23 protein-coding genes are annotated in these 23995 nt (G+C 62.8%); 2 read left to right on the forward strand and 21 right to left on the reverse strand.

Translation table 11 applies throughout. From position 1 onward, the window contains the following. Positions 1 to 155 precede the first annotated feature (155 nt). From HWY05_RS13025 to HWY05_RS13035, 3 genes are read right to left on the reverse strand one after another with little or no spacing between them, the layout of a single operon-like run. Positions 156 to 953 carry a MetQ/NlpA family ABC transporter substrate-binding protein gene (locus HWY05_RS13025; protein ID WP_176058620.1) on the reverse strand — a complete coding sequence of 266 codons (798 nt, stop codon included), beginning with the start codon at positions 951 to 953 and terminating at the stop codon, positions 156 to 158. Between the two features lie 32 nt (positions 954 to 985). Continuing rightward, positions 986 to 1639, reverse strand: a complete 654-nt coding sequence (locus HWY05_RS13030; protein ID WP_035547534.1) for a methionine ABC transporter permease — start codon at positions 1637 to 1639, stop codon at positions 986 to 988. Continuing rightward, positions 1629 to 2663: a methionine ABC transporter ATP-binding protein gene (locus tag HWY05_RS13035; protein WP_176058621.1), complete on the reverse strand. Its 1035-nt coding sequence runs from the start codon at positions 2661 to 2663 to the stop codon at positions 1629 to 1631. The genes HWY05_RS13030 and HWY05_RS13035 overlap by 11 nt, the downstream gene beginning before the upstream one ends. Positions 2664 to 2904: 241 nt before the next feature. On the opposite strand from HWY05_RS13035, the gene HWY05_RS13040 reads away from it, so the two are divergent. Further along, positions 2905 to 3810, forward strand: coding sequence for an alpha/beta hydrolase (locus HWY05_RS13040; RefSeq protein ID WP_176058622.1), 906 nt, complete (start codon positions 2905 to 2907; stop codon positions 3808 to 3810). Between the two features lie 20 nt (positions 3811 to 3830). Here HWY05_RS13040 and HWY05_RS13045 read toward each other — a convergent pair whose 3' ends face one another. Next, the gene (locus HWY05_RS13045) at positions 3831 to 4634 is read right to left on the reverse strand and encodes an enoyl-CoA hydratase (RefSeq protein WP_176058623.1); all 804 of its coding nucleotides are present in this window, start codon (positions 4632 to 4634) and stop codon (positions 3831 to 3833) included. A 93-nt stretch (positions 4635 to 4727) separates the two neighbouring features. After that, complete coding sequence (locus HWY05_RS13050; protein WP_176058624.1) at positions 4728 to 5651, reverse strand: histone deacetylase family protein; 924 nt, start codon at positions 5649 to 5651, stop codon at positions 4728 to 4730. A 280-nt stretch (positions 5652 to 5931) separates the two neighbouring features. Here HWY05_RS13050 and mltB point away from each other — a divergent pair, with 280 nt between their 5' ends. Then, positions 5932 to 7080 carry a lytic murein transglycosylase B gene (mltB, locus tag HWY05_RS13055; RefSeq protein ID WP_176058625.1) on the forward strand — a complete coding sequence of 383 codons (1149 nt, stop codon included), beginning with the start codon at positions 5932 to 5934 and terminating at the stop codon, positions 7078 to 7080. A gap of 120 nt (positions 7081 to 7200) precedes the next feature. Here mltB and cysM read toward each other — a convergent pair whose 3' ends face one another. The 16 genes from cysM to HWY05_RS13130 all read right to left on the reverse strand — a co-directional run bounded on the left by cysM (position 7201) and on the right by HWY05_RS13130 (position 23908). After that, positions 7201 to 8103 carry a cysteine synthase CysM gene (cysM, locus tag HWY05_RS13060; RefSeq protein WP_035547546.1) on the reverse strand — a complete coding sequence of 301 codons (903 nt, stop codon included), beginning with the start codon at positions 8101 to 8103 and terminating at the stop codon, positions 7201 to 7203. Positions 8104 to 8389: 286 nt separating this feature from the next. Continuing rightward, positions 8390 to 8755 (reverse strand): helix-hairpin-helix domain-containing protein, encoded by a 366-nt coding sequence (locus HWY05_RS13065; RefSeq protein ID WP_035547549.1) that lies wholly within the window; start codon positions 8753 to 8755, stop codon positions 8390 to 8392. Between the two features lie 77 nt (positions 8756 to 8832). Further along, the gene (gene rfaD, locus HWY05_RS13070; RefSeq protein WP_176058626.1) at positions 8833 to 9825 is read right to left on the reverse strand and encodes an ADP-glyceromanno-heptose 6-epimerase; all 993 of its coding nucleotides are present in this window, start codon (positions 9823 to 9825) and stop codon (positions 8833 to 8835) included. Positions 9826 to 9918: 93 nt separating this feature from the next. Beyond that, entirely contained in the window at positions 9919 to 10926 is a 1008-nt protein-coding gene (rfaE1, locus tag HWY05_RS13075) for a D-glycero-beta-D-manno-heptose-7-phosphate kinase (protein WP_081935690.1), read from the reverse strand. Further along, positions 10892 to 12295 (reverse strand): UDP-glucose/GDP-mannose dehydrogenase family protein, encoded by a 1404-nt coding sequence (locus HWY05_RS13080; protein WP_035547555.1) that lies wholly within the window; start codon positions 12293 to 12295, stop codon positions 10892 to 10894. The genes rfaE1 and HWY05_RS13080 overlap by 35 nt, the downstream gene beginning before the upstream one ends. Before the next feature lie 155 nt (positions 12296 to 12450). After that, positions 12451 to 13626, reverse strand: coding sequence for a lipopolysaccharide assembly protein LapB (gene lapB / locus HWY05_RS13085; RefSeq protein WP_035547557.1), 1176 nt, complete (start codon positions 13624 to 13626; stop codon positions 12451 to 12453). A gap of 69 nt (positions 13627 to 13695) precedes the next feature. Continuing rightward, a complete protein-coding gene (locus HWY05_RS13090; RefSeq protein WP_035549363.1) occupies positions 13696 to 13989 on the reverse strand; it encodes a LapA family protein in 294 nt (97 codons plus the stop codon). 278 nt (positions 13990 to 14267) lie between these two features. After that, positions 14268 to 14591 carry an integration host factor subunit beta gene (locus HWY05_RS13095; RefSeq protein ID WP_007180889.1) on the reverse strand — a complete coding sequence of 108 codons (324 nt, stop codon included), beginning with the start codon at positions 14589 to 14591 and terminating at the stop codon, positions 14268 to 14270. 21 nt (positions 14592 to 14612) lie between these two features. Then, positions 14613 to 16346 (reverse strand): 30S ribosomal protein S1, encoded by a 1734-nt coding sequence (rpsA, locus tag HWY05_RS13100; RefSeq protein ID WP_035547560.1) that lies wholly within the window; start codon positions 16344 to 16346, stop codon positions 14613 to 14615. Between the two features lie 158 nt (positions 16347 to 16504). Continuing rightward, positions 16505 to 17191, reverse strand: a complete 687-nt coding sequence (gene cmk, locus HWY05_RS13105; protein WP_176058627.1) for a (d)CMP kinase — start codon at positions 17189 to 17191, stop codon at positions 16505 to 16507. 35 nt (positions 17192 to 17226) lie between these two features. After that, a complete protein-coding gene (aroA, locus tag HWY05_RS38310) occupies positions 17227 to 18531 on the reverse strand; it encodes a 3-phosphoshikimate 1-carboxyvinyltransferase (RefSeq protein WP_035547566.1) in 1305 nt (434 codons plus the stop codon). Between the two features lie 18 nt (positions 18532 to 18549). Next, positions 18550 to 19491 carry a prephenate dehydrogenase/arogenate dehydrogenase family protein gene (locus HWY05_RS38315; protein WP_035547569.1) on the reverse strand — a complete coding sequence of 314 codons (942 nt, stop codon included), beginning with the start codon at positions 19489 to 19491 and terminating at the stop codon, positions 18550 to 18552. Positions 19492 to 19554: 63 nt separating this feature from the next. Beyond that, the gene (hisC, locus tag HWY05_RS13115) at positions 19555 to 20667 is read right to left on the reverse strand and encodes a histidinol-phosphate transaminase (RefSeq protein WP_176058628.1); all 1113 of its coding nucleotides are present in this window, start codon (positions 20665 to 20667) and stop codon (positions 19555 to 19557) included. A gap of 97 nt (positions 20668 to 20764) precedes the next feature. After that, positions 20765 to 21847 carry a prephenate dehydratase gene (gene pheA, locus HWY05_RS13120; protein WP_176058629.1) on the reverse strand — a complete coding sequence of 361 codons (1083 nt, stop codon included), beginning with the start codon at positions 21845 to 21847 and terminating at the stop codon, positions 20765 to 20767. Positions 21848 to 21915: 68 nt separating this feature from the next. Further along, positions 21916 to 22998 (reverse strand): 3-phosphoserine/phosphohydroxythreonine transaminase, encoded by a 1083-nt coding sequence (gene serC / locus HWY05_RS13125; RefSeq protein WP_035547575.1) that lies wholly within the window; start codon positions 22996 to 22998, stop codon positions 21916 to 21918. 307 nt (positions 22999 to 23305) lie between these two features. Next, positions 23306 to 23908: a DUF2059 domain-containing protein gene (locus HWY05_RS13130; protein ID WP_035547578.1), complete on the reverse strand. Its 603-nt coding sequence runs from the start codon at positions 23906 to 23908 to the stop codon at positions 23306 to 23308. Positions 23909 to 23995: the final 87 nt, after the last annotated feature.

Genomic DNA, 23995 nt, shown 5'->3' on the forward strand with positions numbered 1-23995 from the left:
CGCTCCTCAGCGGCGTGACGGCAATAACGAACGATCGTTCTATTTTAATCTCGAAAAAACCCGGGTGACAACCCCGGGTCCCGATCTACGACTCTAATTTTGCATTGCCGTCGTGTCTTACTACGTTTGACTTACTGCGAATGGGGGATGCCGGATCACCACGCGGTGATCACCGACCCACCGAATTTCGTGGCCACGAACTGCTTCACTTCCGGCGAATGGTACGCCGCGACGAGCTTGGCGACCCAAGGCTTGTCCTTGTCTTCCGCGCGGATCGCGATGATGTTCACGTACGGACCCTTCGGGTCTTCGGCGGCGATCGCGTCCTTCTTGGGATTCAGGCCGGCTTCCATCGCGAAGTTGGTGTTGATCGCGGCGGCGTCCACGTCGTTGAGCGAACGCGGAATCTGCGCGGCGTCGAGTTCGACGATCTTCAATTTGCGCGGATTGTCGACGATGTCGAGCGGCGTCGCCTTCAGGCCGGCATCGGCGCGCAGTTTCACCAGACCCTGCTTTTGCAGCAACAACAGCGCCCGGCCGCCGTTGGTCGGATCGTTCGGCACGGCGATCTTCGCGCCCGGCTGCAACTCGGCGAGCGTCTTCACTTTCTTCGAATAGATGCCCATCGGGTACGTGACCGTATCGGCGATACGGATCAGCTTGTAGCCGCGGTCCTTCACCTGCGCCTGCAAGTACGGGTCGTGCTGGTAACTGTTCGCGTCCAGATCGCCGGCGGCGAGCGCGGCGTTCGGCTGCACGTAGTCGGCAAATTCGATGATCTTGATGTTCAGACCGTTCTTTGCCGCGACCGTCTTCACGACTTCCATGATCTGCGCGTGCGGACCGCCGGTGACGCCGACCTTGATCGAGTCTTCGGCGCGAGCCGCACTGGCGGCGAACAGCGACGCGGCGCCGAGCAGGGCGGCGAGCTTGAGAACCAAACGACGTTGCATGATGGACCTTTCCAAACCTGATGATGCTGTTGTTATTTATGGCTCAAACGACGCACGAGCCAATCCCCGAACGACTGCACCAGTTGCACGAAGACGATCAGGATCACGACGACCGTCAACATCACTTCCGGCAAAAACCGCTGATACCCGTAACGAATGCCCAGATCGCCGAGACCGCCGCCGCCGATCGCGCCGGCCATCGCCGAATAGCCGACCAGCGAGACGAACGTGATCGTCAACCCGGCCACCACGCCCGGCAACGATTCCGGCAACAGCACCTTGAAGACGATCTGGCTGGTGGTCGCGCCCATGGCCTGCGCGGCTTCGATCAGCCCGCGGTCGACTTCGCGCAGCGCGGTTTCCACCAGACGCGCGATGAACGGCGCGGCGGCGATCGTCAGCGGCACCACGGCGGCCATCGTGCCGATCGACGAACCGACGATCAGACGCGTGAACGGAATCACCGCGACCAACAGGATGATGAACGGCGTCGAACGCACCGCATTGACGATCACGCCCATCACGCGATTCACCGCGATGTTCTGCAACACGCCCTGACGATCGGTCAGGTACAGCAACACGCCGAGCGGCAAGCCCACCGCTGCGCCGACCAGTCCGGAAATGCCCACCATCACGAGCGTTTCCCAGAACGACTGGACGAACATATCGAACATTTCACTCAACATACGAGAGCTCCTCCACCACCACACCCTGTTCGCGCAGATACGTCAGCGCCTGCGCCACCTTCACCGGTTCACCGCCCGCGAGCACCGCGAGCGAGCCGAACGTCTGCCCCTGGATCTCGTCGATCTGGCCGTGCAGGATGTTGAAGTCGAGTTCGAAGCGGCGAATCGTCTCCGACAGAATTGGCTGGTCGACGCCCGAGCCGGTGAACGCCAGACGCAGCAAATGGCCGCGGCCGGTTTTCAGGCGTTCGGCGACGCGCGCTTTCATGGCGGGCGGCAGTTCTTGCGCGATCACGTCGCCGATCAAGGCGCGCGTGACTTCGTGGTGCGGTTGCAGGAACACGTCGATGACTTTGCCCTCTTCGACCACACGGCCGGCGTCCAGCACCGCGACGCGGTCGCAGACCTGCTTGATCACGTCCATCTGGTGGGTGATCAGCACGATCGTCAGGTTCAGTTCGCGATTGATGCGTTTGAGCAGGTCGAGAATCGCGCGGGTGGTTTCGGGATCGAGCGCGGAGGTAGCCTCGTCGGAGAGCAGCACTTTCGGCTTGCTCGCCAACGCACGCGCGATACCGACGCGCTGCTTCTGGCCGCCGCTGATCTGCGCCGGATAACGGTCTTTCTGCGCCGACAGGCCGACCAGCTCGAGCAGCGGCAGCACGTTCGCTTCGATTTCGGCGCGTTTCATGCCGGCGAGTTCGAGCGGCAGCGCGACGTTCTCGTACACGGTGCGCGACGACAGCAGGTTGAAGTGCTGGAAGATCATGCCGATTTCACGGCGCGCCTCGCGCAGTTGCGCGGCGGGCAGCGTAGTCAGTTCGCGGCCGTTGACGACGATATTGCCCTCGGACGGGCGCGTCAGCAGATTGAGGGTGCGGACGAGCGTGCTCTTGCCCGCGCCGCTTCGGCCGATGATGCCGAACACTTCACCCGCCGGAATCGACAGATTGACGTTGTGCAGCGCCTCGACCCAGCCCCGGGGTCCGGCGAAACGCTGGGAGATATTGCGTATTTCGATCATGGAAAAACGAAACGGCGGAGTTTGTCTGCGAGCGTGGTGTGCTCCGGACAAGCGGCCGCCGTTGCTTTTATTGGGATTTGAGGCCGCAATTCTACCGCAGCGGCGTCATTCCCTTTAATAATCAATTGCGCGCTTTTTATAACCTGAGAGCATTAGAGGCCTGCCCGGTACGGGATGCTCGCGTGCGTCGCGTGGCAGCGACTATGATCGGGCGGAACAAAATCAGGATAAGACAGCGGCCATGGAGACATCCCAAAACAGCAAGGTGCGGCCCATCGAGGGCACGCGGACGAGCGGCGCAGCGCAGCGCGGGTCAGTCACGACCGCCGACGGTTTGACGTTGCCGCTCTACCGCTGGCCGACGACCGCGCCATTGCGCGCGACGGTGGCGCTGCTGCACGGTCTCGCCGAGCACGCCGGGCGTTATGCCGCGCTGGCTGCGCGGTTGAATGCGGCCGGCATCGAACTGGTCGCGATCGATCTGCGCGGTCACGGCGAAGCGCCGGGCAAACGCGCTTACGTGAACCGCTTCGACGACTATCTGCTCGACGCGCAGGCGCTGCTCGACGCGGCGGCGCAAAGTTGCGCACCGCTCTTTCTGATGGGACACAGCATGGGTGGCGCGGTGGCCGCGCTGTACGCAATCGAGCGGCTCGGCGCGACCGGCCGGCGCTTGAACGGGCTGATTCTGTCGAGTCCGGCGCTTGCGCCCGGCCGTGACGTGCCGCGCTGGATGCTCAAGCTGAGCCAGGTGATCAGCCGTTTATGGCCGAGTTTTCCCGCAATGAAAATCGACGCCGCGTTGCTGTCGCGCCTCGAACCGGTGGTGAAGGCCAATCGCAACGATCCGCTCGTGCATCACGGCGCGATTCCGGCGCGCACGGGCGCCGAGTTGTTGCTGGCGATGGCGCGGATCGAAAATGGCCGCGCGGGGTTGCGCGTGCCGCTGCTGGTGTATCACGGCACCGCCGATAAGCTCACGGAGCCCGACGGCAGCCGCGCCTTCGGTCAGTTCGCGGGTTCGCCGGATAAGACGCTCACGCTGCACGAAGGCAGCTATCACGAGACGATGAACGACATGGATCGAGATCGGGTGATTGGGGCGTTGATCGCGTGGATCGAGAAACGGGTGGTGGTGAGAGGCTGAGCGAGAGCGGCTGGACACACCTAGCCCTTCCAGTCCGGCGGCCGCTTTTCGATGAACGCCTGCACGCCTTCGAGCGCCGAGTCATCCATCATGTTGCAGGCCATCGTCTGGCCGGCGAGCTGATACGCCGCTTCAATGCCCATCTCAAGCTGACGATAAAAAAGCCCCTTGCCCGCGCTCACCGCTTCAACCGGTTTCGCGCAAATGCTGGTGGCGAGCCGCGCGATTTCCGCGTCTAACGCATCCGCCGGCGCTACGCGATTCACCAGACCCTGCTGCTTCGCTTCGGCGGCATCGATGAAATCGCCGGTCAGCAGCATCTCCAGCGCGGCCTTGCGCGACAGGTTGCGTGACAGCGGCACCGACGGCGTCGCGCAGAACAACCCCAGATTCACGCCCGACACCGCGAAGCGCGCCGTCTCGGCTGCAACCGCGAGATCGCACATCGCAACCAGCTGACAACCTGCCGCCGTGGCAATGCCCTGCACCCGCGCGATCACCGGTTGCGGCATGCGCTGGATCGTCATCATCAGTTTCGTGCAGCGGGCGAACAGCGTCTGGTAGTACGCCAACGACGGCGCCGCGCGCATCTCCTTCAGATCGTGGCCCGCGCAGAATGCGCGACCTGCACCCGCGATCACGACCACGCGCGCCGCCGACGACTGCGCGATCTCGGCCAGCGCAGTCTGCAACGCGTCGAGCAAGGCTTCGGACAGCGCGTTGAATGCGTCGGGCCGGTTCATCGTCACCCGCACGACGCCCGGCACGCCATACGCGCCGTGTTCGATCTCGACTAATGAAGCGTTGCGCACGTCGGCATTCATGGCTCGGTCCTGGTTGAATTCACGTAAGCCGCGCGTTGATGGCACGGCGCGTTAGCGGCAACCTGCCGCATAGCGTTTGAGCGGTTCAGCGTCTCAAATCCCGGCCAGTGCACGCAAATGCGCCACCACGCTACGCCCGAGCGCCGACAGGTTATAACCGCCCTCAAGACAACTGACGATGCGCCCACGCGCATAACGCTTCGCGATCTCGCGCATCTGGTCGGTGATCCACGCGTAGTCGTCTTCGACGAGACCCATGTTGCCGAGATCGTCCTCGCGATGCGCGTCGAAACCCGCGGAGATGAAAATCATCTCCGGCTTGAATTCATGCAGACGCGGCAGCCACATCATGTCCACCACCTCGCGCACTTCCATGCCTTTCGAGCGCGCCGCCATCGGCACGTTGCACATGTTGGACGCCTGGTTGTCCGCGCCGGTGAACGGATAGAACGGATGCTGGAAGATGCTGCACATCAACACGCGCGAGTCGCCCGAGAAAGCCGCTTCGGTGCCGTTGCCGTGATGCACGTCGAAATCGATAATCGCGACGCGCTCCAGGCCATGCACTTCGAGCGCATGACGCGCGGCGATCGCGACGTTGTTGAAGAAGCAGAAGCCCATCGCGCGCGCCGGCTCCGCATGGTGACCCGGCGGGCGCACGCTGCAGAACGCGTTGTCGTAACGGCCTTCGATCACCGCGTCCGTCGCGGCCACCGCCGCGCCCGCCGCGCGCAACGCGGCCTGCCACGTGTGCGGGTTCATTGACGTATCGGGGTCGATCTCGGCGAGACCTTCGGCGGGCGAACGGCTGCGAATGTAGTCGACGTGAGCTTGCGTATGCACGCGCAGCAGCGCGGCTTCGTCGGCGAGCGGCGGCGACTCGCGCTCGATCAGCGAGTCGATGCGGCTCGCGATCATTTGATCTTCGATCGCCTGCAGACGCGCGGGGCATTCGGGATGCCATTGCCCCATATCGTGCAGCAAACAGTCGGCGTGGGAATAAAAACCTGTTGCCATGATTCTCTTCTGCGGCGCGGCACCGTGATGCACGCGCGGCGTGTCTCCATCCAGGGCGCGCGCCCTCGGCGCGCCAACATTTATCAAGTTACCACACGACGCGGGTACGACGTATCCACCACAGTTTTGCAGAAGGCGTCGGGTATACTGCCCCGTACCGTTTTTCCCCGTCTCTTGCGCACCGCGCCTTCAGCTCACTATGACCGTCAAGCTTGCTCTGTCTGCACGAAACCGGCTACGCACCAAAACGGTAGTCGCCGCACTATCCGTCGTATCGTGCATGTTCATGGCAACCCATCCGGCGCAAGCGCAAAGCGCCGACAAGAAAGCGCCGGTGCAGATCGCGCAAAGCCAACCGCAGCCCGCCGTGCCGCAAGGGCAAACCTTCGAAGAAGAGATCGTTCCGCAGCGCTACGCGAACAACGCCGCGGTGGACACGTTCATCAACGACATGGTCGCGCGCTACGACTTCGATCCCGACGCGCTGCACGCGCTGTTTTCGCACGTGAGCTATTCGGCGACCGCGGTCAAGCTGGTGACGCCGTCGCCCTCGCCGTCCATCAAGAACTGGCGCGTCTATCAGTCGCGCTTTCTCGACCAGATCCGCATCAACGCCGGCGTGCGCTTCTGGCGCGCCAACCAGGCCACGCTGCAACGCGCGTACGAGGAGTTCGGCGTGCCGCCGGAAGTGGTCGTCGGCATTATCGGCGTGGAGACGATTTACGGTCGCTTCATGGGCAACTTCCGCGTGCTCGACGCGCTGACCACGCTCAGCTTCGACTACCCGAGCACCGCCAATCGCGCGGATCGCCAGGCGACCTTCCGCAAGAATCTCGAAGACTACCTGGTGTGGACCCGTGATTCGCAGATCGACCCGACCACGGTGCTCGGCTCGTACACCGGCGCGATCGGTATTCCGCAGTTTCTGCCGAGCAGCATCGTTCAGTACGCGGTGAGCTACGACGGCAACAAGCAGATCGACCTGCGCACCAACCAGGCGGATGCGATCGGCAGCGTGGCGAACTATCTGCGTCAGAACGGCTGGGAAAACGGCCGGCCGGTGGTGTGGAAAATCGGCACGGACGCCGGCAGCCTGGGCGTCGCGCAAGCCGCCGCCGACGGCAAGCCGGAACCGCATTGGCCGCTCGACCAGTTGCTGCGCGCCGGCCTGCTGCTCAACGAACCGGACGTCGACATCGCCGCGGAAGCCGGTACGCCGGTCACGGTGGTGGACCTGCCGTCGCCGGGACGCGGCACCGAGTACATGCTCGGCCTGAAGAACTTCTACGTGCTGACGCGCTATAACCGCAGCTTCTTTTATGCGCTCGCGGTTTATCAGTTGGGCCAGCGCGTCAAGGCGCAGATGGAAGCGAGCGACGCGGCAAGCGCTGTCAAGAATGCAACGCCGCCCGTGGCGGCTTCGCAGTAAATCCGCTATCGGCGCGCGAGCCGGCTAGCGGTTCGCGACGTATCGCACGAGCATAAAAAAAGCGCCGGTCCTTTTTGAAAGGACCGGCGCTTTTGCATTCGTTCAAGCGAAGCCGCGTACTCAGGCGGGAAACACACCCGTCGACAAATACCGGTCGCCGCGATCGCAGACAATGAACACGATCGTCGCGTTCTCGACCTGACGCGCCACGCGCAGCGCCACTTCGCACGCGCCGCCCGACGAGATGCCGGCAAAGATGCCCTCCACCGCCGCCATACGACGCACCATTGCTTCGGCCGCGGCCTGGCTCACGTTCTCAACGCGATCCACGCGGCTGCGATCGAAAATCTTCGGGAGATACGCTTCCGGCCATTTGCGAATGCCCGGAATACGCGAGCCTTCTTCGGGTTGCGCGCCGACAATCTCGATTGCCTGATTCTGTTGCTTCAGATACGTGGACACGCCCATGATCGTGCCGGTCGTCCCCATGGACGATACGAAGTGCGTAATGCGCCCTTCGGTATCGCGCCAGATTTCCGGACCCGTGCCTTCGACGTGCGCCGCCGGATTGTCCGGATTCGCGAACTGGTCGAGGATGATGCCCTTGCCTTCGCGCTGCATCTGTTCGGCGAGATCGCGGGCGTATTCCATGCCGCCGGTGACCGGCGTCAGAATGATCTGCGCGCCGTAGGCGGCCATGCTCTGACGGCGCTCGATCGACAGATCTTCCGGCATGATCAGCACCATCTTGTAGCCGCGGATCGCGGCGGCCATGGCGAGTGCAATGCCGGTGTTGCCGCTGGTCGATTCGATCAGCGTGTCGCCCGGCTTGATGCGGCCGCGCGCTTCCGCTTTCTTGATCATCGACAGCGCCGGACGATCCTTCACCGACCCCGCGGGATTGTTGCCCTCGAGCTTCGCAAGGATCACGTTATTGCGGCTGCGAATTTCGTCGTCGGGAAGCCGGACGAGTTGCACGAGCGGCGTATTGCCGATCGTGTCTTCAATCGTTTTGTAAGCCATATCGTTTCTGGTGCCGTCGCTGCGGGGAGTCTTCAATCTATCGATTCTAAACCACCGTGCCCGCTGCTTGCCGTGCGGCCCTTCTGGCCGCATGGATGCAAGCCCGCGCATCATTCAGCGCGCATGACGCGAACCACGCAAAAAGCCCGCGGTGGAGTACCGCGGGAGCCAGTCATCTGGATGACAGCTGAAGGAGTGTGCTGGACAACTCCGGGGACATGAAGGGGTACGGCGGGAGCGAGTCGCGCGCGTGACGACGCACGCCACGGACGCGGCCCGCGTCAGGCTATTTCTTTACCGCCACGGTGGTATTGCCTTTGGGTGCATTGGCCGGAGCGGCCGCACCCCTGGTCGATGCAGACGCCGCAGCTTGCGCGTTAGCAGCCGCGCCAGCCGGACCGACAGCGAGACCCTCCGCCTGCAGGCGCTCGACGGTATGCCCGCCCATGCCTTTGACGCGCTTGCCGAGATCCGCCGGGTCCTTGAATGGACCATGCGCTGTACGCTCTTCGAGAATGGCTTTCGCTTTGGCAGGACCGATGCCCTTGATGCCGCGCAACGCATCTTCGTTAGCCGTGTTGACGTCGACCGCCGCATACGCGTGGCCGAAAGCGGCGAGCATCGCCGCGGTAACCAGAATTTTTCGAAACATATGGAATCTCCCTCGTACAACCGGTTGGCGACCATCACCCACCGGGAGATTCCACTTTACAGAGGTGTCCGGACTAATTAAACCTGGCCGAATAGCCAATGGACGTAGCGATCGACACCTTCCTGCACGCTCAGGAACGGCGCGTCGTAGCCGGCCGCGCGCAGCCTGGTCTGATCGGCCTGCGTGAAGCACTGATACTTGCCGCGCAGCGCGTCGGGGAACGGAATGTATTCGATCATCCCGCGCTGCACCTGATCCGCGAGCGACAACGGCGGTTCATTGTTCAGCCCGCGAAGCGTGTTGACCACCGTGCTCGCGATGTCGTTGAACGGTTGCGCGCGGCCGCTGCCCAGATTGAAGATGCCCGACTTGTCCGGATTATCGAAGAAGAAGAGGTTGACCTTCACCACGTCTTCGATCGAGACGAAATCGCGCGTCTGCTCGCCCGCGGCATAGCCGTTGTACTCGCCGAACAGCTTGACCTTGCCTTCGGCCCGGAACTGGTTGAAGTTGTGAAACGCCACCGACGCCATGCGCGCCTTATGCGTTTCGCGCGGCCCATAGACGTTGAAGTAACGGAAGCCGGCAATCTGGCTCTTCGCGGTCGGCAGCACGCGGCGGATCACCTGGTCGAACAGGAACTTCGAATAGCCGTACACGTTCAGCGGCTGCTCGACTTCGCGCTCTTCGACGAAACGGCTCGAGCCGCCGTACGTAGCCGCCGACGACGCGTACAGGAACTGGATGTTCTGTGCGAGGCAGACGTCGAGCACCTCGCGGCTGTAGCGGAAGTTGTTGTCCATCATGTAGCGGCCGTCGGTTTCCATCGTGTCCGAGCAGGCGCCTTCGTGGAAAATCGCGCGGACCTTGCCGAAGTCGCCGCACTTGAAGCGTTCGACGAATTCGGTTTTGTCCAGGTAGTCGTCGATTTCGCAGTCGACCAGGTTCTTGAACTTGTCGGCGCGCGTGAGGTTGTCCACGGCGATGATGCGTTGTTCGCCGCGCTCGTTGAGCGCCTTCACGAGATTGCTGCCGATAAAGCCGGCCGCGCCGGTGACGATGACGGTCATGATGATCCTGCGGTAAGGAGTTTCAGCTGACGCCCCGCGATCCCTATACCGCGCTGCCAATGCGCGCGTGACGAGAGATCCGCCGGGCCTGGGTCAATGAAAGAGTTCGTCGTAGTTGACGGTGGCCGTGCCGAGTTTGCCGACCACGATACCGGCCGCGCGATTCGCGAGACCAACCGCGTCGACCAGCGTGAGACCCGCGCCCAGCATGGCCGCGAGCGTCGCGATCACGGTGTCGCCGGCGCCCGAGACATCATACACTTCGCGTGCAACCGCCGACGCGTGCAGGATGCCGTCGTCGGAGAAGAGCGTCATGCCCTCTTCCGAACGCGTCAGCAGCAGCGCCTTGAACTGCAGATCGGCGCGCAACTTCGTCACGCGCGCGATCAGGTCTTCTTCGGATTTCCACTGGCCGACCACTTCGCGCAACTCGGCGCGATTCGGCGTGATCAGCGTGGCGCCGCGATAGCGTTCCCAGTCGTCGCCCTTCGGATCGACCAGCACCGCCTTGCCGGCCGCGTGTGCCTTGGCGATCATCTGCGTGACGTGGGTCAGGCCACCCTTCGCGTAATCGGACATCAGGATCACGTCGTGCGAGGGCAGCAACTCGTCGAAGCGCGCGAGGCCTGCGAGCAGCACTTCATGCGCCGGCGAGTTTTCGAAGTCGACGCGCAGCAACTGCTGCTGGCGCGACAGCACGCGCAGCTTGATCGTGGTGAGCAAGGCCGGATCGCGTTCCAGATGCGGCGTCACGCCGCTTTCGCCGAGCAATTGCACGATGCGCTCGCCGGGTTCGTCATGACCGACCACGCACAGCAGGCCGGCTTGCGCGCCGAGCGCAACCGCATTGCGCGCGACGTTGGCCGCGCCGCCCAGACGGTCTTCCTGGCGTTGCACATGAACGACCGGCACCGGTGCTTCCGGCGAAATGCGGTTCACGTCGCCGAACCAGTAGCGGTCGAGCATCACGTCGCCGACCACCAGCACGCGCGCGGCGGCGAGTTGCTCACGCGGCACCACGATGAGCGCCGGCGCCGGCGTGGACGCTGTAGCTCCAGGCAAGGTCTCAGACATCGGCCGGAAGTTCAGAGGGTTGGGCATAAGGGCGTCCAATCGAGTGATAGTCGATGCCGATCTCGGTCATCGCGTCCGGTTCGTACAGATTGCGACCGTCGAAAATCAGCGGCGACTTCAGCACGGATTTCAGATGCAGGAAATCCGGGCTCTTGAATTCCTTCCATTCGGTGACGATCACGAGCGCGTCCGCGCCGGTGAGCGTTTCGTCCTGCGTGCCGGTGAAGGTCAGACGCGCGAGTTGCTCCGGCGCGTCGTGCAGATCGAGCGCGAAAACACGGCGCGCTTCGGCCACCGCGACTGGATCGTACGCGCGCACCTGCGCGCCACGCGCCAGCAGTTCGGCGATCACGCGACGGCTGGGCGCTTCGCGCATGTCGTCGGTATTCGGTTTGAACGCGAGGCCCCAGACGGCGAACGTGCGGCCGCTCAGATCGTTACCGAGCTTCGCGGCGATCTTGTTCACCAGCACGTCTTTCTGGTTGTTGTTCACGTCCTCGACCGCTTCGAGAATGCGCAGCGGATGGCCGCTTTCGCTCGCCGTGCGGATCAGCGCCTGCACGTCCTTCGGGAAGCACGAGCCGCCGTAGCCGCAACCGGCATACAGGAAGTGATAGCCGATCCGCGGATCCGAACCGATGCCGCGACGCACCGCTTCGATATCGGCGCCGACACGGTCCGCCAGATTCGACATCTCGTTCATGAACGAGATGCGCGTGGCGAGCATGGCGTTGGCCGCGTATTTGGTGAATTCGGCCGAGCGCACGTCCATGTACAGCGTGCGTTCGTGATTGCGGTTGAACGGCGCATACAGGCGCTTCATCAGTTCGCGGGCGCGCATGCCGGATTCGTCTTCGTCGTGGCCGAGCACGATGCGATCGGGCCGCATGAAGTCGTCGACCGCCGCGCCTTCCTTGAGGAACTCGGGATTCGACACCACTGAAAAGCGATGCTGCTCGCTATCGGCGAGCCCGCGTTTGGCCAGCTCTTCTTCGACCACCGCGCGCACGCGCTGCGCGGTGCCGACCGGCACCGTCGATTTGTCGACGATCACCTTGAAGCCGTTCATCGTGCGACCGATGTTGCGGGCCGCTTCGAGCACGTATTGCAGATCGGCCGAGCCGTCTTCGTCGGGCGGCGTGCCGACGGCGATGAACTGCACCTCGCCGTGCGCCACGCTCGCTGCGATATCGGTCGAAAACGTGATGCGGCGCGCCGCGCGCGTGCGGTTGATGATTTCCAGCAAACCCGGCTCGTGAATCGGCACGCCGCCGTTGTTGAGGATCTCGATCTTGCGCGGATCGACGTCGAGACAGAACACGTCGTGGCCGATTTCGGCGAGGCACGCGCCGGTGACGAGGCCCACATAGCCCGTGCCGATAATGGTGATTTTCATACGCTTTCCGGTAGAGGGTTCCGGTGATGATTCCCGGCGGTGAAGCCGGTCATGAACACGTTGCTGCGATATCCGCCTGCGCGGGCGCTGTCGCCTGGCGCGTGATGCGGTAGGCGCGCGGCGGTCCGATTAATGGCCGACGCGCCGCCATGGCGTCAGTTCGACGCGGTGATCGGTTCGACGCGACGCGGCGCATAGGTTTCCCAACCGCTGCAACCCGGGCACTGCCAGTAGAAGAGCCGCGCCCTGAAACCGCAATTCTGGCACGTATACCGTGGCAGATTTTTGGTGCGCTGGCGGATCAGCGTGCGCATCAGTTCCAGCTCGCTGCGCCGCGGCTCTTCCGCGAGGGCTTCCTGCGCTTCGAGCAGGCGCGTCATGCCGGCCAGATTCGGCGACTTCTGCATCTGCGAGCGCGCCAGCGCGTGCGCCGCGTCGGGTCCGCGCAGCGACGCGACGTGCTGATAGGCGACGTCGAGCAGGTCGTTGGTCGGATAGCGGTCGACCCAGGTGGTCAGCAGATCCGCGCCGTCCTGCGGGCGGCCGAGCGCCTCGTAGGCTTTCATCAGCTTTTCCGCGACGAGCGGCAGATACGCCGCATTCTGCTCCTCCACGCGCCGCCATTGCGCGATGGCCGCTTCCTGCGCGCCGCCGGCCGCGTCGACGTCGCCGAACAGGATCGTGGCGCGCACGTTGGTCGGGTTCGCCTTCAGCGCGTAGCCGAGTTGACGGCGTGCTTCGTCCGGGTTTTTCTGTTGCAGCGCTTCTTGCGCGAGTTCGCAATGGAACTGCGCGATTTCCTTGTCGAGCGATTCGGCGCCCATCGTTTCGAGATGACGAGCGGTGTCGATCGACTTGACCCAGTCCTTCTCGATTTCGTAGATGGTCAGCAGCGCGCGTTGCGCGCCCAGCGCATAGTCGCCGGTTTCGAGCGAACTGAACGTCTCCTCGGCGCGGTCGAGCAGGCCGGCTTTCAGGAAGTCCTGCCCGAGCTCGTAAAGAGCGTGATCGCGCTCAGTGACGGGCAGATCGGACCGGCTCAGCAGGTTCTGATGCACGCGGATCGCGCGGTCCGTTTCGCCACGGCGCCGGAACAGATTGCCCAGCGCGAAGTGCAGTTCGATCGTTTCCGGGTCGAGCTTGACCACTTCGATGAACGCGTCGATCGCCTGGTCCGGCTGCTCGTTGAGCAGGAAATTCAGCCCGCGGAAATACGAACGTGGCAGGTTGGCGCTTTCGGACAGCAGCGTCTTGAGGTCGTAGCGCGCGGCCATCCAGCCGAACGCGAATGCGACGGGTATGACCAGCAGCCACCAGAAGTCTAGATCCATGCGATTGATGCAAATGAGCGGGAAAGCGGAAACGGAAAGCCGCGCTGACGACGCGCGGCTGAGGAAATGTCAGATCAGCGGCGGCATGGGCGGTTGTTCGACCACCACGGGGGTTTCGCGCGCCACGCGCAACTCGCGCTTGAGCCGGCCGTTTTCCATGCGCAGGCGCACCATTGCCGGCATTGACGACACCAGCCCGGCCAGCAGCCCCACCACGAAGAACGCGAGGCCGATCAGGATCAACGGCGCCGACCATGCGTAGCCCGCGAGGAAATTCAGCGTAGCAGTTTGCGTATTGGAGAGCGCCAGCACCAGCAGCAGCACGAACACCAGTACACGGATCAGCCAGACGATAAATTTCATGAATAAGGTCTCTTGACGGCAGTTGCGGGGTGACGCCGGCTTGATGACGCGTCGCGCCACGGTGTTGCCCGCGCCGAAGTGACCCGTATTGTAATTGAAGCCCTCGCGGCTGGGCAGGAACTGGCTGAAAGCGGCGTGGCGGCGAAAGGTGTCATCGCGCTCGCGCAAAAAGTACAGGCGAAAAAAAAGCGCCCGAAGGCGCTTTTTCTGGTCTTTTGCCGACTGGCTTTGGCCGCTGACGTTACCAATGCCACGCTGCAAACCACGCAGCGGAACATTTACAGGTCGTCATCCGGCTCTTCGGCCTTCAGCGGCTCGCCCGCGCGACGATCTACCCGTTCGCGCAACTCCTTGCCTGGCTTGAAGTGCGGTACGTACTTCTCAGGTACCAACACTTTCTCGCCCGACTTCGGATTACGCCCGACGCGGGAGGGACGACGGTTGAGGCCGAAGCTGCCGAAGCCACGAATTTCGATGCGATGACCGTTGGCAAGTGCCTCCGACATCGCATCAAGCATCGTCTTCACCGCGAAATCCGCATCTTTAAGAACAAGCTGCGGAAATCGCGTGGCCAGCTGGGCGACCAATTCCGATTTGGTCATACTGCAGCAGACCTCTCAGGCTTACTGGTTCTGGCCGTCGAGCTTGGCCTTCAGCAGCGCGCCGAGGTTCGTCGTGCCGGTAGCAGCCGTGCTCGAATCCGACGAAGCCAGGCCGCGGATCGCTTCCTGTTGCTCAGCCGAATCCTTGGCCTTGATCGACAGGTTGATACCACGCGACTTGCGATCGATGTTGATGATCATCGCGTTGACCTTATCGCCTTCCTTCAGCACGTTGCGAGCATCTTCCACGCGGTCTTGGGCGATTTCCGAAGCACGCAGGTAGCCTTCGACTTCCATCGACAACTGAACCACGGCACCCTTCGCGTCCACCGTCTTGACCACGCCGTCGACGGTCGAACCCTTGTCGTTCATTGCAACGAAGTTGCTGAACGGGTCGCCTTCGAGCTGCTTGATACCCAGCGAAATACGTTCCTTCTCGACGTCGATGCCGAGAACAATCGCTTCCACTTCGTCGCCCTTCTTGTACTTGCGAACTGCTTCTTCGCCCGTTTCGCTCCACGACAGGTCCGACAGATGAACCAGACCGTCGATGCCGCCCGGCAGACCGATGAAGACGCCGAAGTCGGTGATCGACTTGATTGCGCCTTGCAGCTTGTCGCCCTTCTTGAAGTTGCGGCTGAAATCGTCCCACGGGTTCGGCTTGCATTGCTTCATGCCGAGGCTGATACGGCGGCGGTCTTCGTCGATTTCGAGAACCATGACTTCGACTTCGTCGCCCAGCTGCACAACCTTCGACGGTGCAACGTTCTTGTTCGTCCAGTCCATTTCCGACACGTGAACCAGGCCTTCGATGCCCGATTCCACTTCGACGAATGCGCCGTAGTCGGTGATGTTGGTAACCTTACCGAACAGGCGCGTGCCCGACGGGTAACGGCGCGAGATGCCTTCCCACGGATCGTCGCCCAGTTGCTTGATGCCCAGCGAAACGCGGTTCTTCTCTTGATCGAACTTGAGGATCTTCGCGGTGACTTCCTGGCCAACCGACAGCACTTCGCTCGGGTGACGCACACGACGCCATGCGATGTCGGTGATGTGCAGCAGGCCGTCGATACCGCCGAGGTCCACGAATGCGCCGTAGTCCGTGATGTTCTTCACCACGCCTTCCACAATCGCGCCTTCCTTCAGCGTTTCGAGCAGCTTTGCGCGCTCTTCGCCTTGGGTCGCTTCGATCACAGCGCGGCGCGACAGCACCACGTTGTTACGCTTGCGATCCAGCTTGATGACGCGGAATTCCAGCGTCTTGCCTTCGTACGGGGTCGTGTCCTTGACAGGACGCGTGTCGACCAGCGAACCCGGCAGGAACGCGCGGATGCCGTTGACCATGACGGTCATGCCGCCCTTGACCTTACCCGTGATCGTGCCGGTCACGAGTTCGTTGTTGTCGAGCGCTTTTTCCAACGACAGCCACGAAGCCAGACGCTTCGCCTTGTCGCGCGACAGGATCGTGTCGCCGTAGCCGTTTTCCAGCGCGTCGATCGCGACGGAAACGAAGTCGCCCGCCTGCACTTCTACCTCGCCCGCGTCGTTCAGGAACTCTTCGAGCGGGATGTAGGCTTCGGACTTGAGACCAGCATTGACGACCACGAAGTTGTGGTCAACACGCACGACTTCGGCGGAGATCACTTCGCCGGCGCGCATGTCTTGCTTGGTCAGCGACTCTTCGAACAGAGCCGCAAAAGATTCGGTATTCGGGGTAGAGGTTTGCAGGTCGGACATAAAAATCAAAATTTGCATGGTTCTCGCGGTGCCCGGCTGGCCGGATGGTCAGCATCGGTAAAAAGTGCGAATGCCACGCGGGGTTAAGGGGTTAATACAGCTTCACAACGATCGTGAAGCACCTACTGACAACGGACTTTCTACTGCGCCCGCCGCCGACACAACTCGTACTTCTGTCAGGCGTGCGGGACTAAAGCTTCATACCACTGCACCACGTGCTCAACCGCCTGGTCGATCGACAATGCCGAGGTATCAAGCAGCTTTGCATCCGCCGCGGGCTTGAGCGGCGCGGCCGCGCGCTGACTGTCACGCTCGTCGCGCTCACGCAAATCCCGGAGCAAGTCATCTATACTAGCAGAAAAACCTTTTTGGATCAATTGCTTATGCCGGCGGGCCGCGCGGGCCTCGACACTGGCGGTCATGAACACCTTCAGCACGGCATCCTGGAAGATCACCGTGCCCATATCCCGGCCGTCGGCCACCAGCCCAGGTTCCTTGCGAAACGCCCGCTGACGCGCCACCAGCGCGGCTCGCACGGGAGCGTGCACGGCGATCGCGGAAGCACGGCTGCCGACTTCCTCAGCACGAATGTCGGCGGATACGTCGACGCCGTCGAGCTGCGCCAGGCCCTCGCGAAACGTGATGTGCAGCTCGTCGATCAGCTTGACCAGCGCGTCGGCGTCATCGGCCGCGACGTTGTAGCGGCAGCTCGCCAACGCGGCAAGCCGGTACAGCGCGCCGCTATCCAGCAGGTGAAAGCCAAGGCTCGCGGCAACCAGCGCGGCCACGGTGCCTTTGCCGGAGGCACTCGGGCCGTCGATCGTAATGACGGGCGTCTGGTGAAAGGGACGGGTCGGTTTCATCTAAAAAGTCGCACGTCAGGCGATTCGGGGGCGAATCAGGGTTGAGCAAGCGCGGTAAAGCGCTCGAAATAATCGGGAAATGTCTTGCCGACGCACTTCGGGTCATTAATCCGGATCGGCACGCCGCCGAGGCTCACCAGCGAAAAGCACATCGCCATGCGGTGATCGTCGTAAGTATCAATCGCGGCGTTCGGAATCAGTTTTTCAGGCGGCTCGATGACGAGATAGTCCTCGCCCTCCTGCACCTTGGCGCCAACCTTGCGCAATTCGGTCGCCATCGCGGCGAGCCGGTCGGTTTCCTTCACGCGCCAGCTGGCGATATTGCGCAGCGTCGTCGCGCCGTCCGCGAACAGCGCGGCGACGGCGATCGTCATGGCCGCGTCGGGGATCAGATTGCAGTCCATGTCGATCGGCTCGAGCTTGCCGCTGTCGTGACCGACGCCGCGCACTTCGATCCAGTCGTCGCCCATTTGCAGGTTCGCGCCCATGCGGATCAGCGCGTCGGCAAAGCCGATGTCGCCCTGAATGCTCGCGCGACCCACGCCTTCCACTTTCAGCGGCCCGCCGCCGAGCGCGCCGGCCGCGAGGAAATACGACGCCGACGACGCATCGCCTTCCACCATGATCGTGCCCGGCGACTGATACCGCTGCCCCGCCGGCACGACGAACTGATGCCAGCCTTGACGCTCGACCTTGATGCCGAAGCGCTCCATCAGCTTGATCGTGATCTCGATGTACGGTTTCGAGATCAGTTCGCCGTCCACCTGCACAGTGCTGACGCCGCTTTCGGTGCGCAGCAGCGGCAGCGTCATCAGCAGCGAAGTGAGGAACTGGCTCGACACGTCGCCGCGCACGCGGATCGGCGCCTCGGCGGAAATCTGCGCCGGGCGAATGCGCAGCGGCGGATAGCCTTCGTTCTCTTCGTAATCCACCCGCGCGCCGATCTGGCGCAAGCCGTCGACCAGATCGCCGATCGGCCGCTCATGCATACGCGGCACACCGTGAATGCGATAGTCGCCGCCGTTCACCGCCAGCGCCGCGGTCAGCGGACGCACCGCCGTACCCGCATTACCGAGAAACAGATCCGCCGTGCGCGCCGTAAACGCTCCACGCGTGCCGGTAACGACGCAGGTGTCGCCGTCGCGCTTCAGACGCACGCCGAGCTTTTCGAGCGCGTCGAGCATCACGCGGGTGTCGTCGGAGTCGAGCAGATTGGTGATCGTCGTTTCGCCTTCGGCAAGCGCCGCCAGCAGCAACACCCGATTCGAAATGCTCTTCGAGCCAGGCAGACGAATCGTGCCGGACGCACGGGAAAAAGGTCCGAGGTCGAGGAATTCCATGATTGAGTCCAGTTCCGGTTATTTCGACGCGTCGCTATGCGCGACGCCGGCCGAGCGCTGTTCCTGCCACTCGCTGCGCGCCACGCGTGAGCGCGCGAACACGGCTTCGAGCGTCGCGCCGTCGCCAGCCTCGATCGCTGCGCGCAAGCGGGCGAGCACGGCCGTGTAGCTGTCGAGCTCTTCGAGCAGCGCGGTGCGATTGGCGACGCACACGTCGCGCCACATTTCCGGGCTCGACGCCGCGATGCGCGTGAAGTCGCGAAAGCCGCCCGCCGCGAACGAAAACTTCAACGCGGCGTCCGGCGAATTGAGAATCTGCTCGACCAGCGCGAACGACAACACGTGCGGCAAATGACTGACCGACGCCAGCACGCGATCATGCTGCTCCGGCGACATATCGCGCACGCAGGCGCCAGTGGCACGCCACATCGCGGCGACGCGCTCGACCGCCTCCGCCGCATTCTCCGGCAACGGGCACAGCACGACATTGCGGTTCACGTACAGGTCGGGCAACGCGGCATCCGGGCCGCTCGCTTCGCGGCCGGCAATCGGATGCCCCGGCACGAACTGGCCGATCTGCGCGCCAAGCGCCGCGCGGGCGGCCGCGACCACGTCGGACTTGGTGCTGCCGGCGTCGGTGACGATCGTCTCTGCATCGAGAAACGGCGCAATGCGTTCGAGCAACGGCTGCGTTTGCGCGACGGGCGCCGCCAGCAGCACGAAGTCCGCGCCGGACAATGCCTCGCTTAGCGCGCTGTCGTCGTTCAACGCCACGGCGCTGTCGATCACACCCAATTCCAGCGCCCGCGCGCTCGACGCGGACGAGCGCCCGACGCCAATCACCTTGCGCGCGCCCGTCGTCTCGCCGCGTTCGCGCAGCGCGCGCGCCAGCGATCCGCCGATCAGGCCGACACCGAAAATTACCAACTTGTTAAAGGAAAACGCAGCCACGTCGGTCATAGTAAAAGCGCGCCTCTCATGCGATGCGGCGCGCGGATCAAGGATTGCCGCTCAGGTTACCGTTCAGGCGGCGGCGAGCGTTTTTTCGAGCGCCGCGATGAATGCTTCATTTTCTTCCGGCAGGCCGATCGTGATACGCAGCCATTGCGGCAAACCGTAGTTGCCAACCGGACGCACGATCACGCCCTGCTTCAGCAACGCCAGGTTGACGCGGTTGCCGGCCGAGTCGTCATTGCCCACACGCACCAGCACGAAGTTACCGTCCGACGGCACGTACTCGAGACCGAGCTTGTCGAACGCTTCGGTCAAACGGCGATAGCCTTGCGCGTTCAGCGCGGCGCTCTTTTCCAGAAACGCCGTGTCGTTCAGCGCCGCGATCGCCGCCGCTTGCGCGAGCGTGTTCACGTTGAACGGCTGACGCAGCCGGTTCAGCAGATCGGTCAATTCCGGTTGCGCGATCGCGAAGCCCACGCGCAGACCGGCCAGGCCGAACGCTTTCGAAAACGTGCGCGACACCAGCAGATTCGGATAACGACGCACCCAGGCGATCGAGTCGTAGCGCTTCTCTTGCGGCAGATATTCGGTGTACGCCTCGTCGAGCACGACGGCCACGTTGCGCGGCACCTTGTCGAGAAACGCCTCGAGCTTCGGACCTTCGATAAACGTGCCGGTCGGGTTGTTCGGATTGGCGACGAAGATCAGGCGCGTGTCGTCGGTGATCGCGGCGAGCATCGCGTCGAGGTCGTGACCGTACTGGACGGCCGGCACGACGATCGCGCGTGCGCCCAGGCCTTGCGTGGCCAGGGCGTACACCGCGAACGAATACTGCGCGTAGATGATCGACTGGCCCTTCTCCACGAACGCGTGCGCGGCGATTTCGAGAATGTCGTTGCTGCCGTTGCCGAGCGTGATCCACTCGGCCGGCACGCCGTAACGCTTGCTCAGCGCGCTCTTCAGTTCGAACGCGTTCGCGTCCGGATAGCGACCCAGTTCGCTGGCGGCTTTTGCCATGGCACGTTGCGCCGATTCCGGCATGCCCAGCGGGTTTTCATTCGACGCCAGCTTCACGATGCTCGCTTCGTCCAGACCAAACTCGCGGGCCACTTCCGAAATCGGCTTACCAGCGACGTAAGGGGCAATCGCGCGCACATAGGAAGGACCGAAAGACGCTGTCATGAAAATCTCCGAACGATTATTAGCCAATGAGTCTGCGACCGGCGCGCCGCGCATGCCGTTGGGCGCTGCCTGTGTCTGTGTGTCAGTCTGTGCGCCATTAACGGGCGCGCGGATACGAGCCCAGAATCTTCAGAAACGCGGCCCTCTCGCCGAGTTCGGCGAGCGCGGCGGCCACGCCCGGATCGTCGCGATGACCTTCGACGTCGATGTAGAAGTAGTACTCCCACGTGCCGACGCGCGCCGGGCGCGATTCGAAACGGGTCATGGACACGCTATGGCGCGCCAGCGGCTCCAGCAGCTTGACCATTGCGCCGGGCTCATTCACCACCGACACGATCAGCGACGTCTGGTCGTACCCGCTCGGACCGCCCGGCTGCTTGCCGATCATCACGAAGCGCGTGCGGTTGTGCGGATCGTCCTGGATCAACGCGTAGGCGACTTGCAAACCGTAGTGGGTCGCCGCGCGATCGCCGGCGATCGCCGCGATGGTCGGATCGGCCGCCGCCATGCGCGCCGCTTCAGCGTTGCTCGACACCGCCTGACGCTCCAGATGCGGCGCGTTCGTCGATAGCCAGCGCTGGCACTGTGCAAGCGCCTGCGCATGCGCGCAGACGCGCGTGACGCTGGCCAAACCGCCGTTCAGCGACAGCAGATTGTGATGAATCGGCAAAGCCAGTTCACCGCCGATCGTGAGTTGCGTTTGCAGCAGCAGATCGAGCGTGCGCGAGACCGCGCCTTCGGTCGAATTCTCGACCGGCACGACGCCGAATTCCGCGGCGCCGGCTTCGACCGAGCGAAACACTTCGTCGATCGACGTGCACGGCAGACCTTCGATCGACTGACCGAAGTACTCGTGCATGGCCTGCTCGCTATACGTACCAACCGGCCCGAGATACGCGGCCTTGATGGTCTTTTCGAGCGCACGGCTCGCGGCCATGATCTCGCGCCAGATCGCGCTGATGTGCTCGCTCGCGAGCGGCCCGTCGCTCATGCCCTGCAGACGCGCGATCACCTGCTGTTCGCGCTCGGGTCGGAACACCGGCGCGTTGAAATGCTTCTTGACCTCACCCACTTCGAGCGCCACCGCGGCGCGCTGATTGAGAAGCGCGATCAACTGCGCGTCGAGCGCGTCGATGCGTTCGCGAAGGGGTTTGAGTCGGGTATTGAGTTCGTCGTCCATGCGTGAATACGGCCCTGCCGGGTAACTGCTGGAAAGGATGCGCGCGCCTGCGGCTCGATGCTGCTTGCTCAGGCGCTGCGCTGTTCGAATTCCTTCATGTATTCGACAAGCGCTTTGACGCCTTCGAGCGGGACGGCGTTATAAATCGACGCCCGCATGCCGCCGACGGACTTGTGGCCCTTTAGCTGCACCATTCCCCGGGCTTTCGCACCGGCCAGGAAATCATCGTTGCGCGACTCGTCGGCGAGGAAGAACGGTATGTTCATCCGCGAGCGCGAGCCACGTTCGACCTTGTTCAGATAGAAGCTGCTGGCGTCGATCGTGTCGTATAACAGCTTCGACTTTTCGAGGTTGCGCGCTTCCATTTCAACGAGGCCGCCCTGCTTCTTCAACCACTTGAACACCAGCCCGGCGATATAGATCGCGTAAGTAGGCGGCGTGTTGTACATCGAATTGTTTTCGGCGACGGTTTTCCATTCGAATGCCGACGGACAGATCGACAGCGCGCGATCCAGCATATCTTCACGCACGATCACCACCGTTACGCCCGCCATGCCGATATTCTTCTGCGCGCCGCCGAACAGCACGCCGTATTTGGCGATGTCCATGGGGCGCGACAGAATATGCGACGACGCGTCGGCCACCAGCGGAATATCGCCGAGATCCGGAATCTCGAACGTTTCGACGCCGTGGATCGTCTCGTTCGTGCACAAATGCACGTAGGCCGGATCGTCCGACAACTGCCATTCCGAGCGCGCGGGCGAACGCGTGAAACCGTCCGCCGTCTGACCGCTCGCGGCGAGATGTACGGTGCCGTATTTTTGCGCTTCCTTGAACGACTTCTGCGACCACGAACCGGTCACGATGAAATCCGCGCGCGGTTTCGCGGCAAGCAGGTTCATCGGGACAATCGCGTTCTCGCCGAGACCGCCGCCCTGCAGAAACAGAATGCGATGGCTTGCCGGCACTTCAAGCAGGTCGCGCAGATCGACGAGCGCTTGCTCGTGGATCGACATGAATTCTTTGCCGCGATGGCTCATTTCCATCACGCTCATGCCGCTGCCTTGCCAATCGAGCATCTCGTCGGCTGCCTGACGCAGCACTTCTTCGGGCATGGCCGCGGGGCCGGCGGAGAAATTAAAGACGCGCATCGTGAAATCCTGGAAGCAGGCGCGAAAAAGAAGGATCGCGCATATTCGGCGAAATTGGCCGCCGTGAAGGCAACCACTGTGAAGCGGGCCGCGCGGTGCCGATCGCATCGGTTCGACAACGCAAACCGACCGAGCGAATTGCCCGCCGTTTCGCGCTGAAAAAGATAATGGCCGTTTGCGCGTGTGCGCAAACGGCCATTATCGCATTGTCACCGTCAAGCCGCCAAACCCGGCGCGCCGTAGAGCCTACGAAACGCGCCCGAGAAAGCGGCTAGCGCGATTTCAGCGCAGCCTTTCGACCTGGGATTTACTTGGCCGGCTTGACCGAAGCGACTTCCTTGTCTGCCTGGTCACGCGTTGCCTTGATCGATTGCGGCATGTACTTTTGCATCAAGCCATTCACGACGTCGCGGCCAACCTGGTCTTGTACCTGGATGAACTTGCGGCCGGTCGGGCTCTTGTAGAACGCGGTCAGATCCTTGATTTCCGACGTGCTGTAGTACTTCGCGTAAGCGTCGTACTGAGCTTGCATTGCGTCCGAACGGAACGAGTCCGTTGCGAACACCTGACCTGCGCCGTCAACCAGCTTCGGCACTGCATTCTTTTGCAGCGTCGGGACGGAAGCCTGCTTCTGCTTGTCCGTCATCGTCTTGTTTTCGCTCAGGGCGTCCGACAGGATGGCCGGAACCAGCTGCTTGGCTTGCATCTGTGCGCTGTTGCCGATCGCGCCGACGAGCTTCTGTGCGTCGATTGCGTCCAGCAGATCTTTGATAGCAGCCTGCTTGGCCGGATCAACCGGTGCTGCGGCAGCAGCCGGAGCCGCCGGAGCCGGGCTCTGAAGCGCTTGAGCCATAGCAAAGGTCGGCACGAGGGCAGCCAGCAACATCAGTTGTTTGAATCGTTTTTGCATCATTACTCCCTAAGAGAAATTAATTTGAACTGCGCGCTGCGCGGGATACGTATCGGCCCGATACGCCATTATTCCCTGCGCAGCTTT

The organism is Paraburkholderia sp. BCC1876, from assembly GCF_902833695.1.
In the GTDB taxonomy this organism is placed as follows: Bacteria; Pseudomonadota; Gammaproteobacteria; order Burkholderiales; family Burkholderiaceae; genus Paraburkholderia.

Excerpts from the sequence above, each read along its gene's own strand:
- HWY05_RS13025 (WP_176058620.1), bottom strand. The coding sequence starts at position 953 with ATGCAACGTCGTTTGGTTCTCAAGCTCGCCGCCCTGCTCGGCGCCGCG.
- HWY05_RS13030 (WP_035547534.1), bottom strand. The coding sequence starts at position 1,639 with ATGTTGAGTGAAATGTTCGATATGTTCGTCCAGTCGTTCTGGGAAACG.
- HWY05_RS13035 (WP_176058621.1), bottom strand. The coding sequence starts at position 2,663 with ATGATCGAAATACGCAATATCTCCCAGCGTTTCGCCGGACCCCGGGGC.
- HWY05_RS13040 (WP_176058622.1), top strand. The coding sequence starts at position 2,905 with ATGGAGACATCCCAAAACAGCAAGGTGCGGCCCATCGAGGGCACGCGG.
- HWY05_RS13045 (WP_176058623.1), bottom strand. The coding sequence starts at position 4,634 with ATGAATGCCGACGTGCGCAACGCTTCATTAGTCGAGATCGAACACGGC.
- HWY05_RS13050 (WP_176058624.1), bottom strand. The coding sequence starts at position 5,651 with ATGGCAACAGGTTTTTATTCCCACGCCGACTGTTTGCTGCACGATATG.
- mltB (WP_176058625.1), top strand. The coding sequence starts at position 5,932 with ATGTTCATGGCAACCCATCCGGCGCAAGCGCAAAGCGCCGACAAGAAA.
- cysM (WP_035547546.1), bottom strand. The coding sequence starts at position 8,103 with ATGGCTTACAAAACGATTGAAGACACGATCGGCAATACGCCGCTCGTG.
- HWY05_RS13065 (WP_035547549.1), bottom strand. The coding sequence starts at position 8,755 with ATGTTTCGAAAAATTCTGGTTACCGCGGCGATGCTCGCCGCTTTCGGC.
- rfaD (WP_176058626.1), bottom strand. The coding sequence starts at position 9,825 with ATGACCGTCATCGTCACCGGCGCGGCCGGCTTTATCGGCAGCAATCTC.
- rfaE1 (WP_081935690.1), bottom strand. The coding sequence starts at position 10,926 with ATGCCCAACCCTCTGAACTTCCGGCCGATGTCTGAGACCTTGCCTGGA.
- HWY05_RS13080 (WP_035547555.1), bottom strand. The coding sequence starts at position 12,295 with ATGAAAATCACCATTATCGGCACGGGCTATGTGGGCCTCGTCACCGGC.
- lapB (WP_035547557.1), bottom strand. The coding sequence starts at position 13,626 with ATGGATCTAGACTTCTGGTGGCTGCTGGTCATACCCGTCGCATTCGCG.
- HWY05_RS13090 (WP_035549363.1), bottom strand. The coding sequence starts at position 13,989 with ATGAAATTTATCGTCTGGCTGATCCGTGTACTGGTGTTCGTGCTGCTG.
- HWY05_RS13095 (WP_007180889.1), bottom strand. The coding sequence starts at position 14,591 with ATGACCAAATCGGAATTGGTCGCCCAGCTGGCCACGCGATTTCCGCAG.
- rpsA (WP_035547560.1), bottom strand. The coding sequence starts at position 16,346 with ATGCAAATTTTGATTTTTATGTCCGACCTGCAAACCTCTACCCCGAAT.
- cmk (WP_176058627.1), bottom strand. The coding sequence starts at position 17,191 with ATGAAACCGACCCGTCCCTTTCACCAGACGCCCGTCATTACGATCGAC.
- aroA (WP_035547566.1), bottom strand. The coding sequence starts at position 18,531 with ATGGAATTCCTCGACCTCGGACCTTTTTCCCGTGCGTCCGGCACGATT.
- HWY05_RS38315 (WP_035547569.1), bottom strand. The coding sequence starts at position 19,491 with ATGACCGACGTGGCTGCGTTTTCCTTTAACAAGTTGGTAATTTTCGGT.
- hisC (WP_176058628.1), bottom strand. The coding sequence starts at position 20,667 with ATGACAGCGTCTTTCGGTCCTTCCTATGTGCGCGCGATTGCCCCTTAC.
- pheA (WP_176058629.1), bottom strand. The coding sequence starts at position 21,847 with ATGGACGACGAACTCAATACCCGACTCAAACCCCTTCGCGAACGCATC.
- serC (WP_035547575.1), bottom strand. The coding sequence starts at position 22,998 with ATGCGCGTCTTTAATTTCTCCGCCGGCCCCGCGGCCATGCCCGAAGAA.
- HWY05_RS13130 (WP_035547578.1), bottom strand. The coding sequence starts at position 23,908 with ATGCAAAAACGATTCAAACAACTGATGTTGCTGGCTGCCCTCGTGCCG.